This window comes from Microbacterium sp. (assembly GCF_047606685.1).
Lineage (GTDB): Bacteria > Actinomycetota > Actinomycetes > Actinomycetales > Microbacteriaceae > Microbacterium.
On record NZ_JASGEC010000034.1, the window covers coordinates 1 to 21,263 of the forward strand.

General features: G+C 71.6%; 14 protein-coding genes and 1 other RNA gene. 12 read left to right on the forward strand and 3 right to left on the reverse strand.

Annotated elements, in window-relative coordinates:
• The 3 genes from QM611_RS03660 to QM611_RS03670 all read right to left on the reverse strand — a co-directional run.
• A partial coding sequence (locus QM611_RS03660; RefSeq protein WP_415078546.1) for a transglutaminaseTgpA domain-containing protein occupies positions 1 to 2,188 on the reverse strand: 2,188 nt, incomplete at its 3' end.
• Positions 2,178 to 3,431: a DUF58 domain-containing protein gene (locus QM611_RS03665; RefSeq protein WP_415078547.1), complete on the reverse strand. Its 1,254-nt coding sequence runs from the start codon at positions 3,429 to 3,431 to the stop codon at positions 2,178 to 2,180. The genes QM611_RS03665 and QM611_RS03660, both read right to left, overlap by 11 nt.
• Positions 3,432 to 3,443: 12 nt before the next feature.
• Entirely contained in the window at positions 3,444 to 4,442 is a 999-nt protein-coding gene (locus tag QM611_RS03670; protein WP_415078548.1) for an AAA family ATPase, read from the reverse strand.
• A 116-nt stretch (positions 4,443 to 4,558) separates the two neighbouring features.
• Here QM611_RS03670 and ffs point away from each other — a divergent pair.
• From ffs to mqo, 12 genes are all read left to right on the forward strand, one after another.
• An RNA gene (gene ffs / locus QM611_RS03675) (signal recognition particle sRNA small type) lies at positions 4,559 to 4,655 on the forward strand.
• Positions 4,656 to 4,735: 80 nt separating this feature from the next.
• Positions 4,736 to 6,583: a multicopper oxidase family protein gene (locus QM611_RS03680; protein WP_415078549.1), complete on the forward strand. Its 1,848-nt coding sequence runs from the start codon at positions 4,736 to 4,738 to the stop codon at positions 6,581 to 6,583.
• A 44-nt stretch (positions 6,584 to 6,627) separates the two neighbouring features.
• Positions 6,628 to 8,766 carry a phosphate acetyltransferase gene (gene pta, locus QM611_RS03685; RefSeq protein WP_415078550.1) on the forward strand — a complete coding sequence of 713 codons (2,139 nt, stop codon included), beginning with the start codon at positions 6,628 to 6,630 and terminating at the stop codon, positions 8,764 to 8,766.
• Entirely contained in the window at positions 8,763 to 9,992 is a 1,230-nt protein-coding gene (locus QM611_RS03690; RefSeq protein ID WP_415078551.1) for an acetate/propionate family kinase, read from the forward strand. Before pta ends, QM611_RS03690 begins: the two co-directional genes overlap by 4 nt.
• 23 nt (positions 9,993 to 10,015) lie before the next feature.
• A complete protein-coding gene (locus QM611_RS03695) occupies positions 10,016 to 10,747 on the forward strand; it encodes an HAD family hydrolase (RefSeq protein ID WP_415078552.1) in 732 nt (243 codons plus the stop codon).
• On the forward strand, positions 10,744 to 13,227 hold the full coding sequence (locus QM611_RS03700) for a glycoside hydrolase family 65 protein (RefSeq protein ID WP_415078553.1): 2,484 nt from the start codon (positions 10,744 to 10,746) through the stop codon (positions 13,225 to 13,227). Before QM611_RS03695 ends, QM611_RS03700 begins: the two co-directional genes overlap by 4 nt.
• A 56-nt stretch (positions 13,228 to 13,283) precedes the next feature.
• The gene (locus tag QM611_RS03705; protein WP_415078554.1) at positions 13,284 to 15,314 is read left to right on the forward strand and encodes a DNA polymerase III subunit gamma and tau; all 2,031 of its coding nucleotides are present in this window, start codon (positions 13,284 to 13,286) and stop codon (positions 15,312 to 15,314) included.
• Between the two features lie 2 nt (positions 15,315 to 15,316).
• The gene (recR, locus tag QM611_RS03710; protein WP_415078555.1) at positions 15,317 to 15,910 is read left to right on the forward strand and encodes a recombination mediator RecR; all 594 of its coding nucleotides are present in this window, start codon (positions 15,317 to 15,319) and stop codon (positions 15,908 to 15,910) included.
• A 102-nt stretch (positions 15,911 to 16,012) separates the two neighbouring features.
• Complete coding sequence (locus QM611_RS03715; protein WP_415078556.1) at positions 16,013 to 16,921, forward strand: DMT family transporter; 909 nt, start codon at positions 16,013 to 16,015, stop codon at positions 16,919 to 16,921.
• A 48-nt stretch (positions 16,922 to 16,969) separates the two neighbouring features.
• Positions 16,970 to 18,256, forward strand: a complete 1,287-nt coding sequence (locus QM611_RS03720; protein WP_415078557.1) for an aspartate kinase — start codon at positions 16,970 to 16,972, stop codon at positions 18,254 to 18,256.
• A gap of 196 nt (positions 18,257 to 18,452) precedes the next feature.
• Positions 18,453 to 19,529 carry an aspartate-semialdehyde dehydrogenase gene (locus tag QM611_RS03725; protein WP_415078558.1) on the forward strand — a complete coding sequence of 359 codons (1,077 nt, stop codon included), beginning with the start codon at positions 18,453 to 18,455 and terminating at the stop codon, positions 19,527 to 19,529.
• 137 nt (positions 19,530 to 19,666) lie between these two features.
• Complete coding sequence (gene mqo, locus QM611_RS03730) at positions 19,667 to 21,124, forward strand: malate dehydrogenase (quinone) (RefSeq protein WP_415078559.1); 1,458 nt, start codon at positions 19,667 to 19,669, stop codon at positions 21,122 to 21,124.
• Positions 21,125 to 21,263: the final 139 nt, after the last annotated feature.

The window sequence follows — 21,263 nt, forward strand, 5'->3', positions numbered from 1 at the left end:
GCCGCGAGGGCGGCGCGGCGGCGGCCATCCCGCCGCGCACAGCCAGCACGGCGTCGCCGAGGTCGGCGCCGAAGCGCCCGCTGTGCGCGCCCGAGTAGCTCGCCCACTCGATCGCGTGCACGAGGCACCGCATCTCCTCCGGCGGCGCGCCGTGCGATGCGGCCAGACGCTGTCCGAACGCGCGCGGCGACTCGCCCGGCGGCTGGGGGATGGCGAGGTCGATCGCGGCATCCTGCACGCTCCGCCACGCGGCTGCCGCCTCTCCGCCGCGCGCCGCCGACAGCAGTTCACGCCGCCGGTACACCCCGAACGCGGCGGGAACGGCCAGCAGCAGCATGAGGCCCAGCACGAGCCCGACCCACGGGAGTGGCCGCGTGATCGCGCCCAGCGCGTCGGTGGTGGTCGGCACGTCTTCGTCGGCTTCCGTCGGGTCGCTGGGCGGGGTCGGCGTCGGCACGGCGGACTCCGTCGGCTCCGGGGTGAGCTCCGTGCCGCCCTCGTCGGGGTCGGCCGAGCTCTCGGAGCTGAACCGCGTGGGCGTGCCGAGGGTCGCGGTCGGCTCGAACGGCACCCAGCCGATTCCCTCGAAGTGCACCTCCGGCCACGCGTGCAGCTGCGAGTTCATCACCGTGAACACGCGCTCGTGCGACGGGGTGCCGGTCGTCGCGGTGCCCGGCAGATACCCGACCACGACGCGCGCCGACATCCCCAGAGTGCGCGCCATGAGCGCGAACGCGCCGGAGAAGTGGATGCAGTAGCCCTCCCGCGCCTGGAGGAACTCGGCGACCGCTTGCACTCCCGTGCCGTCGAAGCCGTCGGCGACGGGCGCGTCCAGCGAGTAGTCGAAGCTCGTCCGGAACCACGTCTGCAGCGCGATGAGGCGGTCGTAGTCGGTGTCGGCCGATGCCGTGACCTCGGCGGCGAGCCGGTGCACGATGGCCGGGGTCTGCACCGGCACCAGGGTCGTCTCCGGCGCGGTCGGGGCGGTCGCGCTCGACGACCGGATCTGCTCCAGAGTCGGTCGGGGCACGTCGGAGACGATCGTGTAGGTCTGACCGTTCGCGTTGGCCGATCGCGTCGACACCGTGCGGTTGTGCAGCTGCGCCTGCCAGTCGCCGTCCAGGCCCGTGACCTGCACCGCCGGGTAGGCGACAGGAAGCCATCCGCTCAGCAGGTTGGTGACCTCGACCTCCGTGGTGAACCGGGTCAGGCGAACCCCCTCGGCCACGTGGACCTCGCCGAGGGCGCCGTTCTCGCCCAGGCTCGTGACCCCGTTGGAGTCGGGGCGCCAGATGCTGCCGTCGAACGACGACAGCGTCGCGGCCCGCAAGTACGGGGCGGATGCCGCATCCGTCCGCAGCGTGAGCACCTCGCCGTCCGTTGGCCGCCGCAGGTCTTTGCCCAGCTGGAGCGTGGGGTCGATGCTGTTCCACGTGCCGGCGCCGGCCCCGGCGAGCGTTCCCGAGGCCGGCAACAGCGGCGCCGCCACGACCGCGATCACGACCGCGATCGTGCCGATGCCGGCAGCTGCGGCGGCCACGCCGCCGTTCGGGGCCGCCGTCTCACGCGACCGGAGGCGGACACCGGATGCCTCCCGGCCCCGCGTCTCCGCGCGCAGCAGGTACAGCAGGGCCGCCGCGAGGATCACGAACGCGGGCACGTCGACATCGCTCGGCACGGCCAGCGACGGGATGAGCGACACGACGATCAGGCCCACGGATGCCAGCAGCGGCATCCGCGCCGTGAGCACGACGTGGTCGATGCCGATCGTCAACAGCCCGATCGCGGTCACGATGAGGAACGTGAGCGCGAAGGTGGCCGCCAGCGGCGCCGAGCCGGTGATGACGAGGTCGATCGCCTGCCTCACGAGCGCCGCGGCCTCGCCGAACGCCTCCGTCATCGGCAGGAAGCCGAAGGCAGCCGAGTCGCTGAGGAACACGACCGTCACCAGCAGCGCCCACACGACGAGCTCGATGAGGCTGACTGCGATCGCCGTGACGCGGAAGCGGCGGATCGCGAAGCCGCACGCCAGCACCACCGCGGGAAGCAGCAGCACGCCGATCGTCCACAGCCCGGGCTGGACGACGCGAAGGAGCGGGAAGACCGACGCGAGGATGGCGGCATAGACGCCGACCGTCAGCGCCAGGTCGGGCAGCTGGCGCTCCTCCGGTGCGTGGTCACCCGACACGGGACGCCCCCCGGTCGGCGATCGCGCTCCACGCCGCGACGAGATCGGCGTCGGGGTCGAAGGCGCCGCAGCGCCACCCGGCATCGGCGGCCCGGTCGAGCGCGTCGCCCTGCGGCGCGACCGCGAACAGAGCCGGCAGGCTGGAGTGGTGCGCGATCGGCGCGATCGCGCGCGCGTCCGCGGGGTCGAACCGCCCGGCGACCACCACGACCGGCCCCGTCGTGACGCCGGTGAACAGCGCGGCCAGCTCGCCGAGGTGGTCGTCGGGGCGTGCCACGACGCTCGAGAACGCGATGAGCATGGCGGCCAGCTCGCGGGCCTCGCCGGCGCCGGCGCTGTCGAGCGGGTCGATGAGGGGCGTGCCGTCCGCGTCGATGACCTCGACTGTGTATCCCTCGCGCGCGAGGGATACCGCGGCGGACACGCACACGGTGACGGCGGCCTCGAACGCGGCGTCGGCTCCCGGCTCGCGCGCGGCGTCGGCGCTGTAGCGCGCGACGCCGCGCGCGAACACGACCGTCGCCTCGGGGGTGGACTCCTGCTCCTCCTGCCGCACCATGAGCTCGTCGCGGTGCGCCGTGGCCCGCCAGTGGATGCGCCGCATCGAGTCGCCGGGCATGTAGCGGCGCGCGATGAGGTTGTCAGAGCCCTGCCCGAGCTGCTCGGTCGTCGCCTGCAGGATGCCGCCGGTCGCGCCGGCGTGGCCGGACAGCGCCGGCAGGTCGACGAGGGGCGGCGTGACGGTCACCGGCGTGCCCGCCCTCAGCACGTGGCTGCGCCGGGCGAGGCCGAACGGGTCGGTGGTCGTGATGCGCAGCGGGCCGATGGGTGCGACGCCGCGGTGCGCGCCGGTGACCGGGTAGCTCAGGCGCACCGTGCGCTCGTCGCCGCGCAGACCCGACTCCAGGGCGGGGAACACGCCGACCGGGTCGCCGGCGAGCGTCGACGGAAGCGTGTCGCTCCACCTGCCCGGGGGTGTGGGCAAGACCGTGCGCACGCCCACTCGCACGTCGACCGTCGACGTGCGGCCGACGACGGCCAGCTCGCTGCTGACCGTGCGGCTGACCGAGTCGGCGCGCCGCGTCAGGTAGAGCGAGGCGAGGCTCGCGGCGAGCACGCCCAGCAGCAGCAGTCCGAAGTACACGAGCTCGTCGATGCCCAGCTGCGCGGCGAACACAAAGCACGCGGCCGCGAGCGCGAGCGCGCCGGTGCCCCGCAGGGTCAGGGGCCACAGGCGGCTCATGTCGTGCTCCGCCTACGGGCGCGCGGCGATCGGCACGCGCACCGCCGCGACGATCCGCTCCAGGATCGCGGCGATGCCGTCCGCCGTCGTGCGCGCCCGCGAGCCGGTGGCCGCGCGCGTCGGGATCAGGCGGTGCGTGAACACGGGGGAGACGAGCGCCGCCAGGTCGTCCGGGATGACGAAGTCGCGCCCGTCCAGCGCCGCCCACACCTTCGCGGCTCGCACGAGCTGCAGTGTCGCCCGCGGGCTCGCGCCCAGCCGCAGGTCGGGGTGGCTGCGGGTCGCGTTGGCGAGGGCGACGGCGTAGTCCTCGATGGCGGGGGCCACGTGAACGCCGCGCGTCCACGCGATGAGCGCGCCGACCTCGGCGGCGCCGATCACCGGCTCGATCGCGTCGAGCGGGTTCTCGGCTTCGCGCTGGCGCAGCATGAGCGCCTCCGACCGCGCGTCGGGGTAGCCCATCGAGATGCGCATCATGAACCGGTCGCGCTGGGCCTCGGGCAGCGCGTACGTGCCCTCCATCTCGAGCGGGTTCTGGGTCGCGACCACGAGGAACGGGTCGGGGAGCGGATGGCTGTGCCCGTCGACGGTGACCTGGCTCTCCTCCATCGCCTCCAACAGCGCCGACTGCGTCTTCGGCGACGACCGGTTGATCTCGTCGGCGATCACGATGTGCGCGAAGATCGCGCCCGGCTTGAACTCGAACTCCCGGTCGACGGGGTTGAACACGCTCACACCGGTCACGTCGCCGGGCAGCAGGTCGGGAGTGAACTGGATGCGGCGGACGGTCGCGTCCACCGAGGCGGCAAGAGCGCGCGCGAGCATCGTCTTGCCGACGCCCGGCACGTCCTCGATGAGCAGATGCCCTTCGGCCAGCAGGCACACCAGGGCGCTGCGCACCGCCTGCGGCTTGCCGTCGATGACCTGCTCGATCGAGGCGAGGATGCCGGCGGTCGCCCGCGCGAACGCGTCCGCCGTGATCTCGGCGTCGACGGTCGCGGTGTCAGACAAGAGTGCGTTCCCCTCGGGCGGGGGCTCGAAGCCCGCCCTTCGATGGTAACAACGCGCACCCGCCGAGGCTCTGGGAAGACGCGATGACCGGCGTTCGCGCGGGCGGGTACACTTGTCGAAGCTCTCCGCGAGGCGGCATCCAGGCCAACTCCCCCAGGACGGAAACGTAGCAAGGGTAACCAGGCTCTGCCGGGTTCGCGGAGAGTCTTTTCGTGCGGCCGGGTATCAGGCCGCGCGGCCGGCTCTCTTGGTCGTTGGGCCCCGCTCGGGACGGGACCGAAGGAGAGACGAACATGACGCTGACAGCCGATCCGGTCACCGAGACCGCCCGCGCCGCGCTGGACCCCGTGCTGGGACTCGAGCCCTTCCGCGACCCGCTGCGCATTCCGCCGGTGTGGGACCTGCGCGGGCGCAGCAAGCCCGTGCGCGTCGCCGCGCGCAACGCTCTCGTGCGGCTGCACTCGCAGCTGCCGAAGACGCCGATGTGGACGTACGAGGGCTCGTTCCCCGGTCCGACGCTGGTGACCGACCGCAACCACCGCGTCGTGGTGGAGTGGGCGAACGCGCTTGCCGGCGCGGTGCCGCTGATCGGTGTGAGCACCAACGGGACCGACGCCCTGGTTCCCGGGCACCTCGACGCTGACGGCAACCTGCTCCCCGGGCACGCGCTCATGGCGGGCGTTGACAGCCTGCCGCCGTGGACGGTCGTGCACCTGCACGGCGCGCTCACCAACGGCTGGAACGACGGCTACTCGACCAACGCGATCAGCCCGGGAGCGTCGCAGTGGGCGGAGTACCCGAACCGCCAGGAGGCGGCGATGCTGTGGTACCACGACCACGCGATGGATGTCACGCGCCTCAGCGTGCACGCGGGCCTGGCCGGCATGTACCTCATCCACGACGACAACGAGCGCTCGCTCGGGCTGCCGCGGGGGCGCCGCGACATCCCGCTCATGGTCCGCGACGTCAACCTCGACACCGATCCGGGCAGCGACCAGCCCAACGGCCGGCTGCTGTACAAGGTGCGCCGCATCGACCAGCCGCTGCAGCCGGGCGAGACCGAGCCGCAGTCGGTCGAGCTGCCCGTCTCAGGGCCGTACACGATGGTCAACGGCGTGATCTGGCCGCACCTTCGCGTCGACCCGGCGTGGTACCGGTTCCGGCTGCTGAACGCCTCGAACTCGAGGCTGTTCACGCTGAGCCTGGTCGACGAGGACGGCAACGACCTCTCGTCGGCGATGCGCGTCGTCGGCACCGACGGCGGCCTGCTGCCGCGTCCTGCGCCGGTGCCCGCCGCCGGCCTGCCGATGCACTGCTCCGAGCGGTTCGACGTGCTGATCGACTTCCGCGCGCTGCGCGGCACGCGCGTGCGGCTCACGAATGCCGGAGCAGGACCGGCCGCAGCCTTCGCGCACGTGATGGAGTTCCAGGTGCGCGAGCACGGCGCGCCCGACCACTTCGCGCTGCCGACGACGCTGAACCCGCACTACGCGCGCTACACGCACGACGCGGTGACGGCCGGCGCCGAGCCGACCCTGGTCATCCCGGAAAAGCACGGCCACGTGTTCATCGCGCTGGTGCCACCGGGCACCGCGGGCGACCAGCACGCGGCGTTTTGGGAGCTGGCCGAGATCGACCCGCCCGCCGAGCTGGAGGAGGGCACGATCCAGGTCGTCGACGCCGCGGGCACGCTGCGCACATTCCAACGCGTGTCGAAGCTGTTCCACGACCAGAACACGATCTTCCTCAACAGCGGGGAGTTCGCGATCTGGAATTTCATCCACCTGGGCGGCCCCGCGCATCCGATGCACATCCACATGACCGAGTTCCAGACGCTGTACCGGCGCGCGATCACGGTGCAGGGCAACTTCGACCAGGCGGCGGGCAAGACCACCTCGCCGATCCCGACGGCGCCCGCGCCGCTGCCGCTGGAGGAGTGGGAGAAGGGGATGAAGGACACGTTCGTCATCCCGCCGAACACGTGGCAGGCGGTGGCCGGCAACTTCACCGGCGCCGACGGCGCCTTCATGTACCACTGCCACATCCTCGACCACGAGGACATGGGGATGATGCGCCCGTTCATGGTCCGCCCGGCCGGGATCGCCGCCATGGACGCGCACGGGCACGGGCACGCCCACTGACATCCGCTCTCGCTCTGCGCCACGCGCCCCCCTAGGCTGGGCGCGTGGCGCAGAGCATCTTCATCACATCCGCAGAGGGCCACTCCGGCAAGTCCACGATCGCGCTGGGCGTGCTCGAGATCCTGATCCGCTCGACGCCGCGGGTCGGGGTGTTCCGGTCCATCGCGCGCTCCACCGACGAGCGCGACTACGTGCTCGAGCTGCTGCTCGAGCACGACGGGGTCGGCCTGCAGTACGAGGAGTGCGTCGGGGCGACGTACGACGACGTGCGGCACGACCCCGACGCCGCGCTCGCGCGCATTGTCGAGCGCTACAAGGCGGTCGAGGCCCAGTGCGACGCGGTTGTCATCCTCGGCAGCGACTTCACCGACGTCGGCAGCCCCGCCGAGCTCGGCTACAACGCGCGCATCGCGGCCAACCTCGGCGCGCCCGTGCTGCTCGTGCTGGGCGGGCGGGCGCAGCAGGGCCACGGCGAGCAGCTCGGCGCCACCACGGCGCGCACGCCGGAGGAGATGGGCCAGATCGCCTCGCTCGCCCTCGTCGAGCTCGCGCACGCGCGCGCGTCGCTGTTCGCGATCGTCGCCAACCGCGCCGACCCCGAGGCCCTCGACGAGGTGACGGCGTCGATCGCGGCCGTCATCGCCGCCGCGCCGGCGTCGGTCCGCGGCCACGGGGAGGTGCCGGTGTGGGCGCTGCCCGAAGAGCGGCTGCTCGTCGCCCCGTCGGTGCGCGACGTGCTGCGCGCGGTCGACGGGCAACTGCTCAAGGGCGACGAGGACCTGCTCGCCCGCGAGGTGCTGAGCGTCGTGATGGCCGGGATGTCGATGGTCAACGTGCTGCCTCGGCTGCAGGAGAGCGCGATCCTCATCGTCGCGGCCGACCGCACCGACGTGCTGCTGGCGACGCTGCTGGCGGGCTCTTCCGGCAACTTCCCATCGCTGTCGGGCATCGTGCTCAACGGCGGCTTTCCGCTTCCCGACGTGATCGAGAAGCTCATCGACGGGCTGGGCTCGTCGCTGCCGATCATCACGACCGAGCACGGCACGTACCAGACCGCGGTGCGCATCATGAGCGCGCGCGGGCGCATCGCGAACGACTCGCAGCGCCGCTACGACACGGCGCTGGCGACGTTCGAGCGGCACGTCGATGTCTCAGAGCTCGCCGTCGCGCTGGGCCTTGCCCGCTCCAGCGTCGTCACTCCGCTGATGTTCGAGTACAGCCTCATCGAGCGCGCCCGCGCGCGGCGCCGGCACATCGTGCTGCCCGAGGGCAGCGACGACCGCATCCTGCGGGCCGCAGCCACTGTGCTCGCCCGCGGCATCGCCGACCTCACGATCCTCGGCGACGAGGCCGACGTGCGCGGCAGGGCGGTCGAGCTCGGCATCGACATCGCCGGCGCGCGCGTGCTGTCGCCGTTCGACCCCGAGCACGTCGACCTGTTCGCCCGCGAGTACGCGCGGCTGCGCGCGCACAAGGGCGTCACGTACGAGCAGGCGGCCGACACCGTGACGGATGTCTCGTACTTCGGCACCCTCATGGTCCACTTGGGGCTCGCCGACGGCATGGTCTCGGGGGCGGCGCACACGACGGCGCACACGATCCGCCCGGCGTTCGAGACGATCAAGACCAGGCCGGGGGTCTCGGTCGTCTCGTCCGTGTTCCTCATGGCGCTCGCCGATCGCGTGCTCGTCTACGGCGACTGCGCCGTCATCCCCGACCCCACCGCCGAGCAACTCGCCGACATCGCCATCTCGTCCGCCGAGACGGCGCGCCAGTTCGGCATCGAGCCGCGCGTCGCGATGCTGTCGTACTCGACGGGGGAGTCGGGGTCGGGAGCGGATGTCGAGAAGGTCCGCGCCGCCACCGCGCTCGTGCGCGAGCGCGCGCCCGAGCTGCTCGTGGAGGGCCCCATCCAGTACGACGCGGCGGCCGACTCCGCCGTCGCCGCGGCGAAGATGCCCGGCTCGCAGGTCGCCGGGCGCGCGACCGTGTTCGTGTTCCCCGACTTGAACACCGGAAACAACACGTACAAGGCGGTGCAGCGCTCGGCCGGCGCGGTGGCGATGGGGCCGGTGCTGCAGGGCCTCAACAAGCCCATCAACGACCTGTCCCGCGGCGCGCTCGTCGAGGACATCGTCAACACGATCGCGATCACCGCGATCCAGGCGCAGGCGGAAGCATGAGCGCCGTCCTCGTCGTCAACAGCGGCTCGTCGTCGTTCAAGTACCAGCTCGTCGACGTGGGCAGTGGCGACGTGCTCGCCTCCGGGCTGGTCGAGCGCATCGGCGAGCCGGTCGGGCTGGCCACGCACACCGTGCACGTGGCGGCTCGGGCGCAGGAGCCCGCGCCCACCTTCCTCGACGCGACTTATCCGCGCGAGCTGCCGATCCCCGACCACACTGCGGGATTCGCCGTGATGCTCGAGGCGTTCGCCGAGCACGGTCCGCTGCTCGACCCGGTCGCGGTCGGCCACCGCGTCGTGCACGGCGGCGACCGGTTCGTGGCATCCACGGTCATCACCCCCGAGATCGCCGCCGCGATCGACGAGCTCTCGGTGCTGGCTCCGCTGCACAACCCGGCGAACCTCGCCGGCATCCGCGCCGCGCAGCAGGCGTTCGGCGACGTGCCGCATGTCGCCGTGTTCGACACCGCCTTCCACCAGACGCTGCCGCCCGCCGCGCACACGTACGCGATCGACGCGGAAGTCGCCGCCGCCGGCAAGATCCGTCGCTACGGCTTCCACGGCACGAGCCACCAGTTCGTGAGCCGGGCGGCGGCCGCCTTCCTCGACCGCCCGCTCGCCGACGTGCGCCAGCTCGTCTTCCACCTCGGCAACGGCGCGTCGGTCACGGCGGTCGACGGCGGGCGCTCGGTGGAGACCTCGATGGGGCTCACGCCTTTGGAGGGCCTGGTGATGGGCACACGGTCAGGAGACCTCGACCCGGCGCTGCTGTTCCACCTCGTGCGCACCACCGACATGCGCGTCGACGAGCTCGACGCGCTGCTGAACAAGCGCAGCGGCCTGCTGGGCCTGGCGGGCGTCTCCGACATGCGCGACGTCGTGGCCCGCATGGCGCGCGGCGACGAGCGTGCCACGCTCGCCTTCGAGGTCTACATCCACCGACTGCGCGCCTACGCCGGGGCGTACATCGCGCAGCTCGGCGGCGTCGAGGCGATCTCGTTCACCGCCGGCGTCGGCGAGAACAGCCCCGTCGTGCGGGCGCGCGCGATGGCGACGCTCGGCTTTGCCGGAGTCGAGATCGACGCCGAGCGCAACGAGTCGCCGAGGCGCGGCATCCGCCTGATCTCGACGGAGTCCTCGCGCGTGGCCGTGCTCGTCGTGCCCACCAACGAAGAGCTCGAGATCGCGCAGCAGACCCTGGAGGCCATCGGGGTTGCGCGCGGGTGACGCGCGGCCATTACGCTTGCTGCGTGACTGACGCCCCCCGCCACGACCTCACGGCCTTCGACGGCGTGCTCTTCGACCTCGACGGTGTGCTCACCCCCACCGCCGAAGTGCACATGCGCGCGTGGAAGGCGATGTTCGACGAGCTCTTCGCCGACTGGAACATCCAGCCGCCCTACACCGAGCGCGACTACTTCGACTACGTCGACGGCAAGAAGCGCTACGACGGTGTCGCCAGCCTCCTGCGCAGCCGTGACGTCGAGGTGCCGTGGGGCGATCCCTCCGACCCGCCCGAGGCTGACACGATCGGCGGCATCGGCAACCGCAAGAACGTCATGTTCTCCCGCATCCTGCGCGAAGAGGGCGTGCTGCCCTACCCGGGCAGCCTGCGCCTGCTGGACGCGCTGCAGGAGGCCGGCGTGCCGATGGCGGTCGTGTCCAGCTCGAAGAACGCGCGCGACGTGCTGGCGGCAGCCGGCATCCTGGACCGCTTCCCCGTCATCGTGGACGGGCTGGTCGCCGAGCGCGACGAGCTCGCTTCCAAGCCTGCCCCCGACGTGTTCGCCGAGGGCATCAAGCTGCTCGGCGTCGCGCCGGACCGTGCCGCCGCGGTCGAGGACGCGATCAGCGGAGTGGCGTCGGCGGCTGCGGCGAACTGCGCGCTCGTGGTCGGGGTGAACCGCGGCGTCGGCGAGGACGACCTGAGAGACGCCGGCGCCCACGTCGTCGTGGACGACCTGGAAGAGCTCGTGCCGTGATCGATCGCGACCGCTACCCCGTCGACCCGTGGCGGCTCGTCGAGAAGAGCATCGGCCTCGAGGACTTCGGCGTCACCGAGACGCTGTTCACGGTCGGCAACGGCTATCTCGGGATGCGCGGGAACCACCCCGAGGGCCGGCACGCGATGGAGCACGGCACGTTCATCAACGGCTTCCACGAGACGTTCCCGATCCGCCACGCCGAGCAAGCGTACGGCTTCGCCGAGGTCGGCCAGACGATTGTCAACGCGCCGGATGCCAAGGTCATGCGCGTGTACGTGGACGACGAGCCGCTGTCGTTGGACATCTCCGACATCCGCGAGTACGAGCGCGTGCTCGACATGCGCGACGGCGTGCTGCGCCGTCACGTGCTGTGGGTGACGCCGGCGGGCAAAGAGGTGCGGATCGACTTCGCGCGCATGGTCTCGTTTGAGGAGAAGCACCTCGCGGTGATGACGGTGGATGTCACGGTGCTCAACGCCGACGCCCCGGTGACCGTGAACTGCCAGCTGGTGAACCGGCAGGACGGCGAGGACGTGTACGGCGGCTTCCCCGTGGCGCCGAAGAAGGCGGGGTTCGACCCGCGCAAGGCGGAGCAGATCGCCGAGCGCGTGCTGCAGCCCCAGGAGTACTGGCAGCAGGGCGCGCGCACCGTGCTGAGCTACCTGACAACCGAGTCGCGGATGTCGCTCGCCGTCGTCGCCGACCACATCATCGAGACCGACAACACCTACACCTCGCGCACGCTGATCGAGCCCGACATCGCCAAGAACGTGTTCCGTGTGCAGGCCAAGGCGGGCGTTCCGATCCGGGTCACCAAGCTCGTCAGCTACCACACCTCGCGCGGCGTGCCCGCCCGCGAGCTCGTCGACCGCTGCCGGCGCACGCTGGACCGCGCCAGCGAAGAGGGCGTCCAGACGCACTTCGAGAGGCAGCGCGCCTGGCTCGACGCGTTCTGGGAGCGATCCGACGTGCGCATCGCGGGCCACGACGACGTGCAGCAGGCGGCCCGGTGGTGCCTGTTCCAGCTCGCGCAGGCCGCCGCGCGCGCCGACGGGCGCGGCGTGTCGGCAAAGGGCGTGTCGGGCTCGGGCTACGGCGGGCACTACTTCTGGGACACCGAGATCTTCGTGCTGCCGTTCTTCACGTACACGACCCCGTTGTGGGCGCGCAACGCGCTGCGGATGCGCGAGCTCATGCTCCCCGCCGCGCGGCGGCGGGCCCACCAGCTCAACGAGGCGGGCGCCCTGTTCCCGTGGCGCACCATCAACGGCGAGGAGGCATCCGCCTACTACGCCGCGGGAACCGCGCAGTACCACATCAACGCCGACGTGAGCTTCGCCCTCGCGAAGTACGTGCGCGCGACCGGCGACGACGACTTCCTGTACCGCAACGGAGTGGACGTCGCGGTCGAGACGGCGCGGCTGTGGGCCACGCTCGGGTTCTGGCGCGACGTCGACGGCGAAGAGGTCTTCCACATCCACGGCGTCACCGGGCCCGACGAGTACACGACGGTCGTCAACGACAACCTGTTCACGAACGTGATGGCGCGCTTCAACCTGCGCTTTGCCGCGCGCACGGTGCGGGAGATGGAGCAGATCGACGGCGAGGTCTACCGGCGCATGGTGGACCGGCTGCAGCTCGACCCGGGCGAGCCTGAGGCGTGGGATCGCGCGGCCGACGCGATGCACATCCCGTTCAGCGACGCGCTCAGCATCCACCCGCAGGACGAGGTGTTCCTCGAGCGCGAGGTGTGGGACCTGGAGAACACGCCCGCCGAGCAGCGCCCGCTGCTGCTGCATTTCCACCCGCTGGTCATCTACCGCTACCAGGTGCTCAAGCAGGCGGACGTCGTGCTGGCCCTGTTCCTGCAGGGCAACCACTTCACGCCGTCCGAGAAGCTCGCCGACTTCGAGTACTACGACCCGCTGACGACGGGAGACTCCACGCTGTCGCTGGTCGTGCAGGCGATCCTCGCCGCCGAAGTCGGCTATCAGGACCTCGCGCTGAAGTACTTCACCGAGTCTCTGTTCGTCGATCTCGGCGATCTGCACCACAACACGTCGGACGGCGTGCACGTCGCGTCGGCCGGCGGGGTGTGGACGGCGCTCGTGTCGGGCTTCGGCGGATTGCGCGACTACTTCGGAGACCTCACTTTCGACCCGCGGCTGCCGGCCTCGTGGCCGGAGCTGTCGTTTCCCGTGCACTGGCGCGGGACGAGACTCCAGGTGACGATCACGGCGCGCGAGCTGCGCGTGCGCGCGGGAGAAGGGGATGCCGTCGAGTTCGGCGTGCGCGGCACGTCGTACACCGTGCAGGGCGGCTCGGAGGTCGTGGTGCCGCTCGCCGACCAGGGCCCGACGATCCAAGGCCGCCCGACGCTGGGCCAGTTTGCCCGCGCCCGCCGCGAGGACGGCACGCTGTTGTCGGCGTCTGTGCCCACGACCACGACCATCCCGATCGTCGAGCCCGACGCCTGAGGTGCCGTCGGGCGCCGCCGGGGGCGGGTGTCGGGGCCACGCTCTAGGCTGGACGGGTGACCACCGCCCTGTACCGCCGCTACCGTCCGGAGACGTTCGGCGAGATGATCGGGCAGGCGCAGGTCACCGAGCCGCTCATGACCGCCTTGCGCGGCGATCGGGTGGGCCACGCCTACCTGTTCTCGGGCCCGCGCGGGTGCGGCAAGACGACGTCGGCGCGCATTCTCGCCCGGTGCTTGAACTGCGCGCAGGGCCCGACCGACACCCCGTGCGGCACGTGCGAGAGCTGTGTCGAGCTGGGCCGGGGCGGCGGGGGGTCGTTGGATGTCGTTGAGATCGACGCCGCGTCCCACAACGGCGTCGACGATGCCCGCGACCTGCGCGAGCGGGCGATCTTCGCCCCGGCGCGCGACCGCTACAAGATCTTCATCCTCGACGAGGCGCACATGGTGACGCAGCAAGGCTTCAACGCCCTGCTCAAGCTCGTGGAGGAGCCGCCCGACCACGTCAAGTTCATCTTCGCGACGACCGAGCCCGAGAAGGTGCTCGGCACCATCCGGTCGCGCACCCACCACTACCCGTTCCGGCTCGTGCCGCCGGCCGCGATGCTCGACTACGTCGGCGCCCTGTGCGAGCAGGAAGGGGTGGCCGTCGAGCCGGGCGTGCTGCCGCTCGTGGTGCGCGCCGGTGGCGGCTCGCCGCGCGACACCCTGTCGCTGCTCGACCAGCTGATCGCCGGCTCGGTGGACGAGTCGCTGGGCTACGAGCGCGCCGTCGCCCTCCTCGGCTACACGCACGCCGAACTGCTCGACGACGTGGTCGACGCGTTCGCGGCCGGCGATGCGGCGACGGCGTTTTCGGCCATCGACCGCGTCGTGCAGACCGGGCAAGACCCGCGCCGGTTCGTCGACGACCTGCTGGAGCGGCTGCGCGACCTCATCGTCATCGCCGCCACGGGCCAGGGCGCGGCCGCGGTGCTGCGCGGCGTGCCCGCCGACGAGTTGGAGCGGATGGCGCGCCAAGCGTCCGCGTTCGGCTCCGACCGGCTCTCCCGCACGGCCGACCTTGTGATCGCGGCGCTCGACGAGATGACCGGCGCCACGTCGCCGCGGCTGCAGCTGGAGCTCATGGTGGCGCGCGTGCTGACGCACGCCACCGGCTTCGCGCAGCCCGCCCCAAACCCCGCGGTCGTTGAGCGAGCGAGCGCAGCGAGCGAGACGAAACGCGCCGAGCCTCCCGCGGCATCGGCCCCCGTCGCGCCTGCGCCCGAGCCGGTCACGGTCGAGCGCGTGCGCGAGTCGTGGCCCGCCGTGCTGCAGGCGCTCGAGGAGATCTCGCGCGCCTCGTGGCTGGTCGCCGGCAACGCGCGGGTCGTCTCCTACGAGGACGAGGTGCTCACGCTCGCGTTCCACAGCCAGGGCGACATCGCGAAGTTCAAGCAGCGCGCGGCCGGCGCGGGTGTCAGCGAAGACCTGCGGACGGCCATCGACCGCGTGCTCGGTGTGCGTGTGAAGTACCTTGCCCGCTTCGAGCCCGAGGGCGAGGCCCTTCGACAAGCTCAGGGGCCGGACGGCGAGACTCAAGCGCCGGAGGGCGGGGCCCACGTGCCGGAGGGCGCGCCGCCGTCGGGCAGTGCCCACGCTCCGGAGGGCGCGAGCCCGCAGCCGCCGCGATCGGGCGACCCCGCCGCATCCCCCTCCTCGGCGGCGCTGTCGTCGGTCACCGAGTGGGCGGTCGCCCCCATCCCGGCCGACGATCCCGCCGACTCGTCGCCCGCGGCGCTGGCGCAGTTCGCCGTCGACGACGAGCCGGAAGACGCCGCCGCTGGCGCGCGCGTCGCGATTCTCGCGCCCCCTCGCGACGGCGAAGTCGTGCCCGACACTCGTGAGCTTCCCGACGACGAGTCCGACGTGCTGGGCCCGACGGCGGAACCCGACACCGCGCCGCCGACCATCGCGCCGCCCACCACCGCGACGCTGCGCGCGACACCCGGCGTGCAGCGCTACGGCGAAGCCGTGGTGCGGCAGATCCTCGGGGCGAGGTTCGTGCGCGAAGAGCCGTACGAGCCCCCGACGAGGTTCCGGTAGCGATGTACGACGGCATCGTTCAAGAGCTGATCGACGAGTTCGGCCGCCTCCCCGGCATCGGGCCGAAGTCGGCCCAGCGCATCGCGTTCCACATCCTGCAGACGCCGGGCTTCGACGTGTCGCGGCTGTCGGAGCTGCTCGTCGAGGTGCGCGAGAAAGTGCGCTTCTGCGACGTGTGCGGCAACGTGTCGGAGCATGAGCGCTGCGGCATCTGCCGCGATCCGCGACGCGACGGCTCGCTCATCTGCGTCGTCGAGGACGCGAAGGATGTCGCGGCTATCGAGCGCACGCGCGAGTTCCGCGGCCTGTACCACGTGCTGGGCGGGGCGATCAACCCGATCGCCGGCGTCGGGCCCGACGACCTGCGCATCACGCAGCTCGTGCGACGTCTGGCCGGCGACACGGTGCAAGAGGTGATCCTCGCGACCAACCCCAACCTCGAGGGCGAGGCGACCGCGACGTATCTCAGCCGACTGCTCGCCAGCCTCGAGGTGCGGGCGACTCGGCTGGCGTCCGGCCTGCCGGTGGGCGGCGACCTCGAGTACGCCGACGAGGTCACGCTCGGCCGCGCTTTCGAAGGGCGTCGGGCCGTCTGACATCCTGTCCGCCCCTGTGCTTAGGCTGAACCCGTGCTGCTGCTGTCGCTTTTTCCGATCGCCTCCCACGGCCCGGCGCCGTCGGGCGCGGGCGAGTAGCCGATGACCGCGCGAGGCTGGTGGCTGTTCGCCGCCATGGCACTGCTGTGGGGCGTGCCGTACCTCTTTGTCAAAGAGGCCGTCGCGACGTTCTCGCCCGCCGCGATCGTCGCCGGCCGCACCCTCGTCGGCGCGCTCGTGTTGCTGCCGATCGCGCTGCAGCGCAAAGCGATCGCGCCGGCGCTGCGCAAATGGCCGTGGGTGCTCGCTTTCGGGGCGATCGAGATGGCCGGGCCGTTCGTGCTCATCGGCCACGCCGAGATCACCCTCCCGTCCGGGCTCACCGGGCTGCTCGTGGCGACCGTGCCGCTGTTCGCCGCGCTGATCGGCTTGGCCGGCGGCGATCGTGCCGTGCTGCAGCCGCTGCGCGCGACCGGCCTCGTCGTCGGGTTCGTCGGGGTCGCCGTGATCGTCGGCGGGCCGGCCGCGACCACCGGAGGCGCCGGAGGCATCGTCGCCGTCGGCGAGCTGATGCTCGTGGCGGTCTGCTACGCCGTCGCGCCGTTCGTCGTTGTCACCAAGCTGCGCGACGTCCCCGCGCTCGGCTCCATCACCCTGTCGCTCGCGGCCGTTGGCGCCTGCTACCTGCCGATCGCGCTCGTCGTGCCGTCGGCCGCTCCCACCGCGCGCAGCACCGTCTCGCTCGTGCTGCTCGGCGTGCTGTGCACCGCGGTGGCTTTCATCGGCTTTTTCGCGCTCATCGCCGAGGTCGGCCCGGTGCGCGCGCCGCTGTTCACCTACGTCAACCCCGTCGTGGCCATTCTGCTCGGCGCGGTCCTGCTCGGCGAGCAGATCACGATCGGCCTCGTGATCGGGTTCCCGCTCGTGATCGCGGGATGCTGGTTGGCCGCAACCGGCGGCCGACTCCCCGGCAGGCGGTCGGCCAGAGCGGCCCGTGGCATCGATCCGTAGGATAGACGGGTTGGGCATTCGCCCGCCTGTCCACCCCGGGAGTTCCACGTGGCGTTGATCGTGCAGAAGTACGGCGGGTCGTCTGTTGCCGACGCGGAGAGCATCAAGCGTGTCGCCAAGCGCATCGTCGACACGCGCCGCGCCGGCCACGACGTCGTGGTCGCCGTCAGCGCCATGGGCGACACCACCGACATGCTGCTCGATCTCGCCGCGCAGGTCACGCCGATCCAGAACCCGCGCGAGCTCGACATGCTGCTCTCCAGCGGCGAGCGCATCTCGATGGCGCTGCTGGCGATGGCGATCCACTCGTTGGGCTACGAGGCGCGGTCGTTCACCGGCAGCCAGGCCGGGATGATCACGACGGCGCACTACGGCGCTGCCCGGATCGTGGATGTCACGCCCGCCCGCGTGCGCGAGGCCCTCGACGAGGGGGCGATCGTGATCGTCGCCGGCTTCCAGGGCTTCAACCGCGACACGCGCGACATCACAACGCTCGGCCGTGGCGGCTCCGACACGACCGCTGTGGCGCTGGCCTCGGCGCTGGAGGCCGAGGTCTGCGAGATCTACAGCGACGTCGACGGCGTGTTCACCGCCGACCCGCGCGTCGTGCCGAGAGCGCGCAAGCTCGACACGATCTCCAGCGAGGAGATGCTCGAGCTCGCCGCCAACGGCGCCAAGGTGCTGTACATCCGGGCCGTCGAGTTCGCCCGCCGCCACGGCGTGCTGATCCACGCCCGATCGACGTTCACGTCCGGACCCGGCACCTACGTGCTGGCGCCGGGAATGACCCGGCCCGAAGGCCAAGAGGGAGAAGACATGGAAGAGCCCATCGTCGCCGGCGTCGCGACCGACCTCGGCCAGGCGAAGGTCACCGTCATCGGGGTTCCCGACGTGCCCGGCAAGGCCGCCGAGATCTTCAAGGTCGTCGCCCGCTCGGGCGCGAACGTCGACATGATCGTGCAGAACGTGTCGGCCGCCGCCACCGGGCGCACCGACATCTCGTTCACGCTGCCCAAATCCGACGCGTCCGCCGCGTTGAAGGCGCTCGCCGCCGACCAGGCCGAGATCGGCTTCGAGAGCCTCGTGCACGACGACCAGATCGGAAAGCTGTCGGTCGTCGGCGCGGGCATGCGCACGCACTCCGGCGTCTCGGCGACGCTGTTCGAGGCGCTGTCGGCCGCCGGCATCAACATCGAGATGATCTCGACGTCCGAGATCCGCATCTCGGTGGTCGTGCGTGGCGACGACCTCACCGCGGCCGCGCGGGTCGTGCACTCTGCGTACGACCTCGACGGCGACACCGAGGCCGTTGTCCACGCCGGAACCGGCCGCTGACGCGCGCCCAACGTCGGAGGATCGCGCGAAAGTCGGAGAATCCGCGCCGAATCCTCCGACATCCGCCCGACTCTCCGACATCGCAAGCCGCCCGCCACAGCGGAGTGCGCGAGCCGCTCGACGCGCGCCGGTAGAATCGGGCGGATGGCGGCAGGCCCGCCGCCGGCATCCACCCCCGCTCCTCGAGGATCCACCCATGACCCGCATCTCCGACTCAGGTCTCTCCGTCGCCGTCGTTGGCGCCACCGGGCAGGTGGGCACGGTGATGCGCGACATTCTCGCCGAGCGCGCGTTCCCGATCCGCGAGCTGCGCTTGTTCGCGACCGCGCGCAGCGCCGGCCGCGCCGTCGAGTTCGGCGGCCAGACGGTCGTGATCGAGGATGTCGCGATCGCCGACCCGGCCGGCATCGACATCGCGCTCTTCTCCGCCGGCGCGACCGGTTCGCGCGCCCACGCGCCGCGCTTCGCCGAGGCGGGCGCCGTCGTGATCGACAACTCCAGCGCGTGGCGCATGGATCCCGACGTGCCGCTCGTGGTCAGCGAGGTCAACCCTCACGCTGCGGCGAGCCCGCCAAAGGGCATTATCGCGAACCCGAACTGCACGACGATGGCCGCGATGCCGGTGCTCAAGGCGCTCGACGCCGAGGCGGGCTTGGAGCGTCTCGTCGTCAGCACTTACCAGGCGGTCTCCGGCTCCGGCCTCGCCGGCGCGCAAGAGCTGCTCGGCCAGGTCGAGGGCGTGCTCGCGCAGGGCGACACGCTGCGGCTCGTGCACGACGGGTCGGCGGTCGACTTCCCGCAGCCCGAGAAGTACGTCGCGCCGATCGCGTTCGATGTCATCCCGCTCGCCGGCTCGATCGTCGACGACGGCGACAACGAGACCGACGAGGAGAAGAAGCTCCGAAACGAGAGCCGCAAGATCCTCGAGCTGCCCGACCTGCGAGTGTCTGGCACGTGCGTGCGCGTGCCTGTGTTCACGGGGCACTCGCTGTCGGTCAACGCCGAGTTCGCGCGCGAGATCACCCCCGAGCGTGCCCGCGAGGTGCTCGCGAAGGCCCCGGGCGTCGTGCTGGACGAGGTGCCCACGCCCCTGCAGGCGGCCGGCAAAGACCCGTCGTTTGTCGGGCGCATCCGCGCTGACCAGGCGGCGCCGGCCGGCCGCGGCCTCGCGCTGTTCATCTCGAACGACAACCTGCGCAAGGGCGCAGCGCTGAACGCGGTGCAGATCGCCGAGGTGGTCGCGGCGCGGCTGGGCGTTCCCGCCGAGGCCTGACGGCCGTCGAACGTCGGAGAATCGCGCGGATGTCGGAGGATTCCGCGCCGATCCTCCGACATTGCGCCGACTCTCCGACATTCGGAGCACGCGCCGAGCGGCGCAAGCCGAGTCGGGCGCGGCCGTACACTTGAACGGTGACTGAAACCGTCGATGTCGTCCTGATCGGCGGCGGCATCATGAGCGCCACGCTCGGGACGCTGCTCAAAGAGCTGCAGCCTGACTGGTCCATCGTCGTGCTCGAGCGGCTCGGCGAGGTCGCCGAGGAGAGTTCGAACGCGTGGAACAACGCGGGCACCGGCCACGCCGCGCTGTGCGAGCTCAACTACATGCCGCAGGCCGCCGACGGCTCGGTCGACCCGGCCAAGGCGGTGCAGATCAACGAGCAGTTCCAGCAGAGCCGGCAGTTCTGGTCGACGCTCGTCGAGCGCGGGGTCCTCGGTGACCCGAAGACATTCATCAACTCCGCCCCGCACATGACGTTCGTGCGGGGGGAGAAGGATGTCGCGTACCTCCGCAAGCGCTACGAGGCGCTCAAGGCCCAGCCGCTGTTCGAGGGCATCGAGTACTCCGAGGACTCGCGCGTGATCAACGGGTGGGCGCCGTTGCTGATGCAGCAGCGGCGAAAGGGCGAGCCCTTCGCGGCGACGCGCGTGCCGGCGGGCACCGACGTCGACTTCGGCGCGCTCACCCACCAGCTGTTCGACCACCTCCAGTCGCAGGGCGCGCACGTGGTCACCAACACCGAGGTGCGAAAGCTGACGCGCAACGACGACGGCACGTGGCAGGTGAGGTACCGCCGCACGGTCGGCACGACCCCCGGCCGCCTCAACGCGCGGTTCGTGTTCGTCGGGGCGGGCGGCTGGGCGCTGAAACTGCTGCAGTCCTCCGGCATCCCCGAGATCCGCGGCTACGGCGTCTTCCCCATCGGCGGGCAGTTCTTGAAGACCACAGCCCCCGAGATCGTCGCGCAGCACAAGGCGAAGGTGTACTCGCAGGCGTCGGTCGGCGCGCCGCCGATGTCGGTGCCCCACCTGGACACCCGCGTCGTCGACGGCGAGGCGTCGCTGCTGTTCGGCCCGTTCGCGACCTTCAGCCCGAAGTTCCTCAAGCGCGGCCGCCTCACCGACATCGTCGCCCAGGTGCGCGCGCACAACCTCGGGCCGATGCTCAAGGTCGCGTTCACGAACGTCGACCTCATCAAGTACCTCGTCGGCGAGCTGAGCAAGACGCACCGCAAGAAGGTCGACAGCCTGCGAGTGTTCATGCCGACCGCGAAAGACGAGGACTGGAGCCTCATCCAGGCCGGGCAGCGCGCCCAGGTCATGAAGGGTGGCGCGCTGCAATTCGGCACGGAGGTCGTGGCATCCGCCGACGGGTCGATCGCGGGCCTGCTCGGCGCGTCGCCCGGCGCGTCCACGGCGGTGTCGATCATGCTCGGCCTGCTGGGCCGGTGCTTCCCCGACCGCATGGGCGAGTGGGAGCCGCTGCTGGCAGGCCTCTTGCCGGAGTACGGCCGCACGCTCAACGACCGCCCCGCAGCCGCGCGCGCATCGCTCGCCGCAACAGCCGAGACGCTCGCGATCACGGCCTGACGACGGTCGTGATGGCGGTCTCGGGAGGGCGGATGCGGCGGCTCGCCGCTGCTGCGGCACTGATCGCGCTCGCCCTCCTGTCGTCGGCCGCGCCGGCGTCGGCAGTGCCGCCCGCCGCCGCGCAACCGGCGCCCGCCGC

Excerpts from the sequence above, each read along its gene's own strand:
- QM611_RS03665 (WP_415078547.1), bottom strand. The coding sequence starts at position 3,431 with ATGAGCCGCCTGTGGCCCCTGACCCTGCGGGGCACCGGCGCGCTCGCG.
- QM611_RS03680 (WP_415078549.1), top strand. The coding sequence starts at position 4,736 with ATGACGCTGACAGCCGATCCGGTCACCGAGACCGCCCGCGCCGCGCTG.
- QM611_RS03690 (WP_415078551.1), top strand. The coding sequence starts at position 8,763 with ATGAGCGCCGTCCTCGTCGTCAACAGCGGCTCGTCGTCGTTCAAGTAC.
- recR (WP_415078555.1), top strand. The coding sequence starts at position 15,317 with ATGTACGACGGCATCGTTCAAGAGCTGATCGACGAGTTCGGCCGCCTC.
- QM611_RS03715 (WP_415078556.1), top strand. The coding sequence starts at position 16,013 with ATGACCGCGCGAGGCTGGTGGCTGTTCGCCGCCATGGCACTGCTGTGG.
- QM611_RS03725 (WP_415078558.1), top strand. The coding sequence starts at position 18,453 with ATGACCCGCATCTCCGACTCAGGTCTCTCCGTCGCCGTCGTTGGCGCC.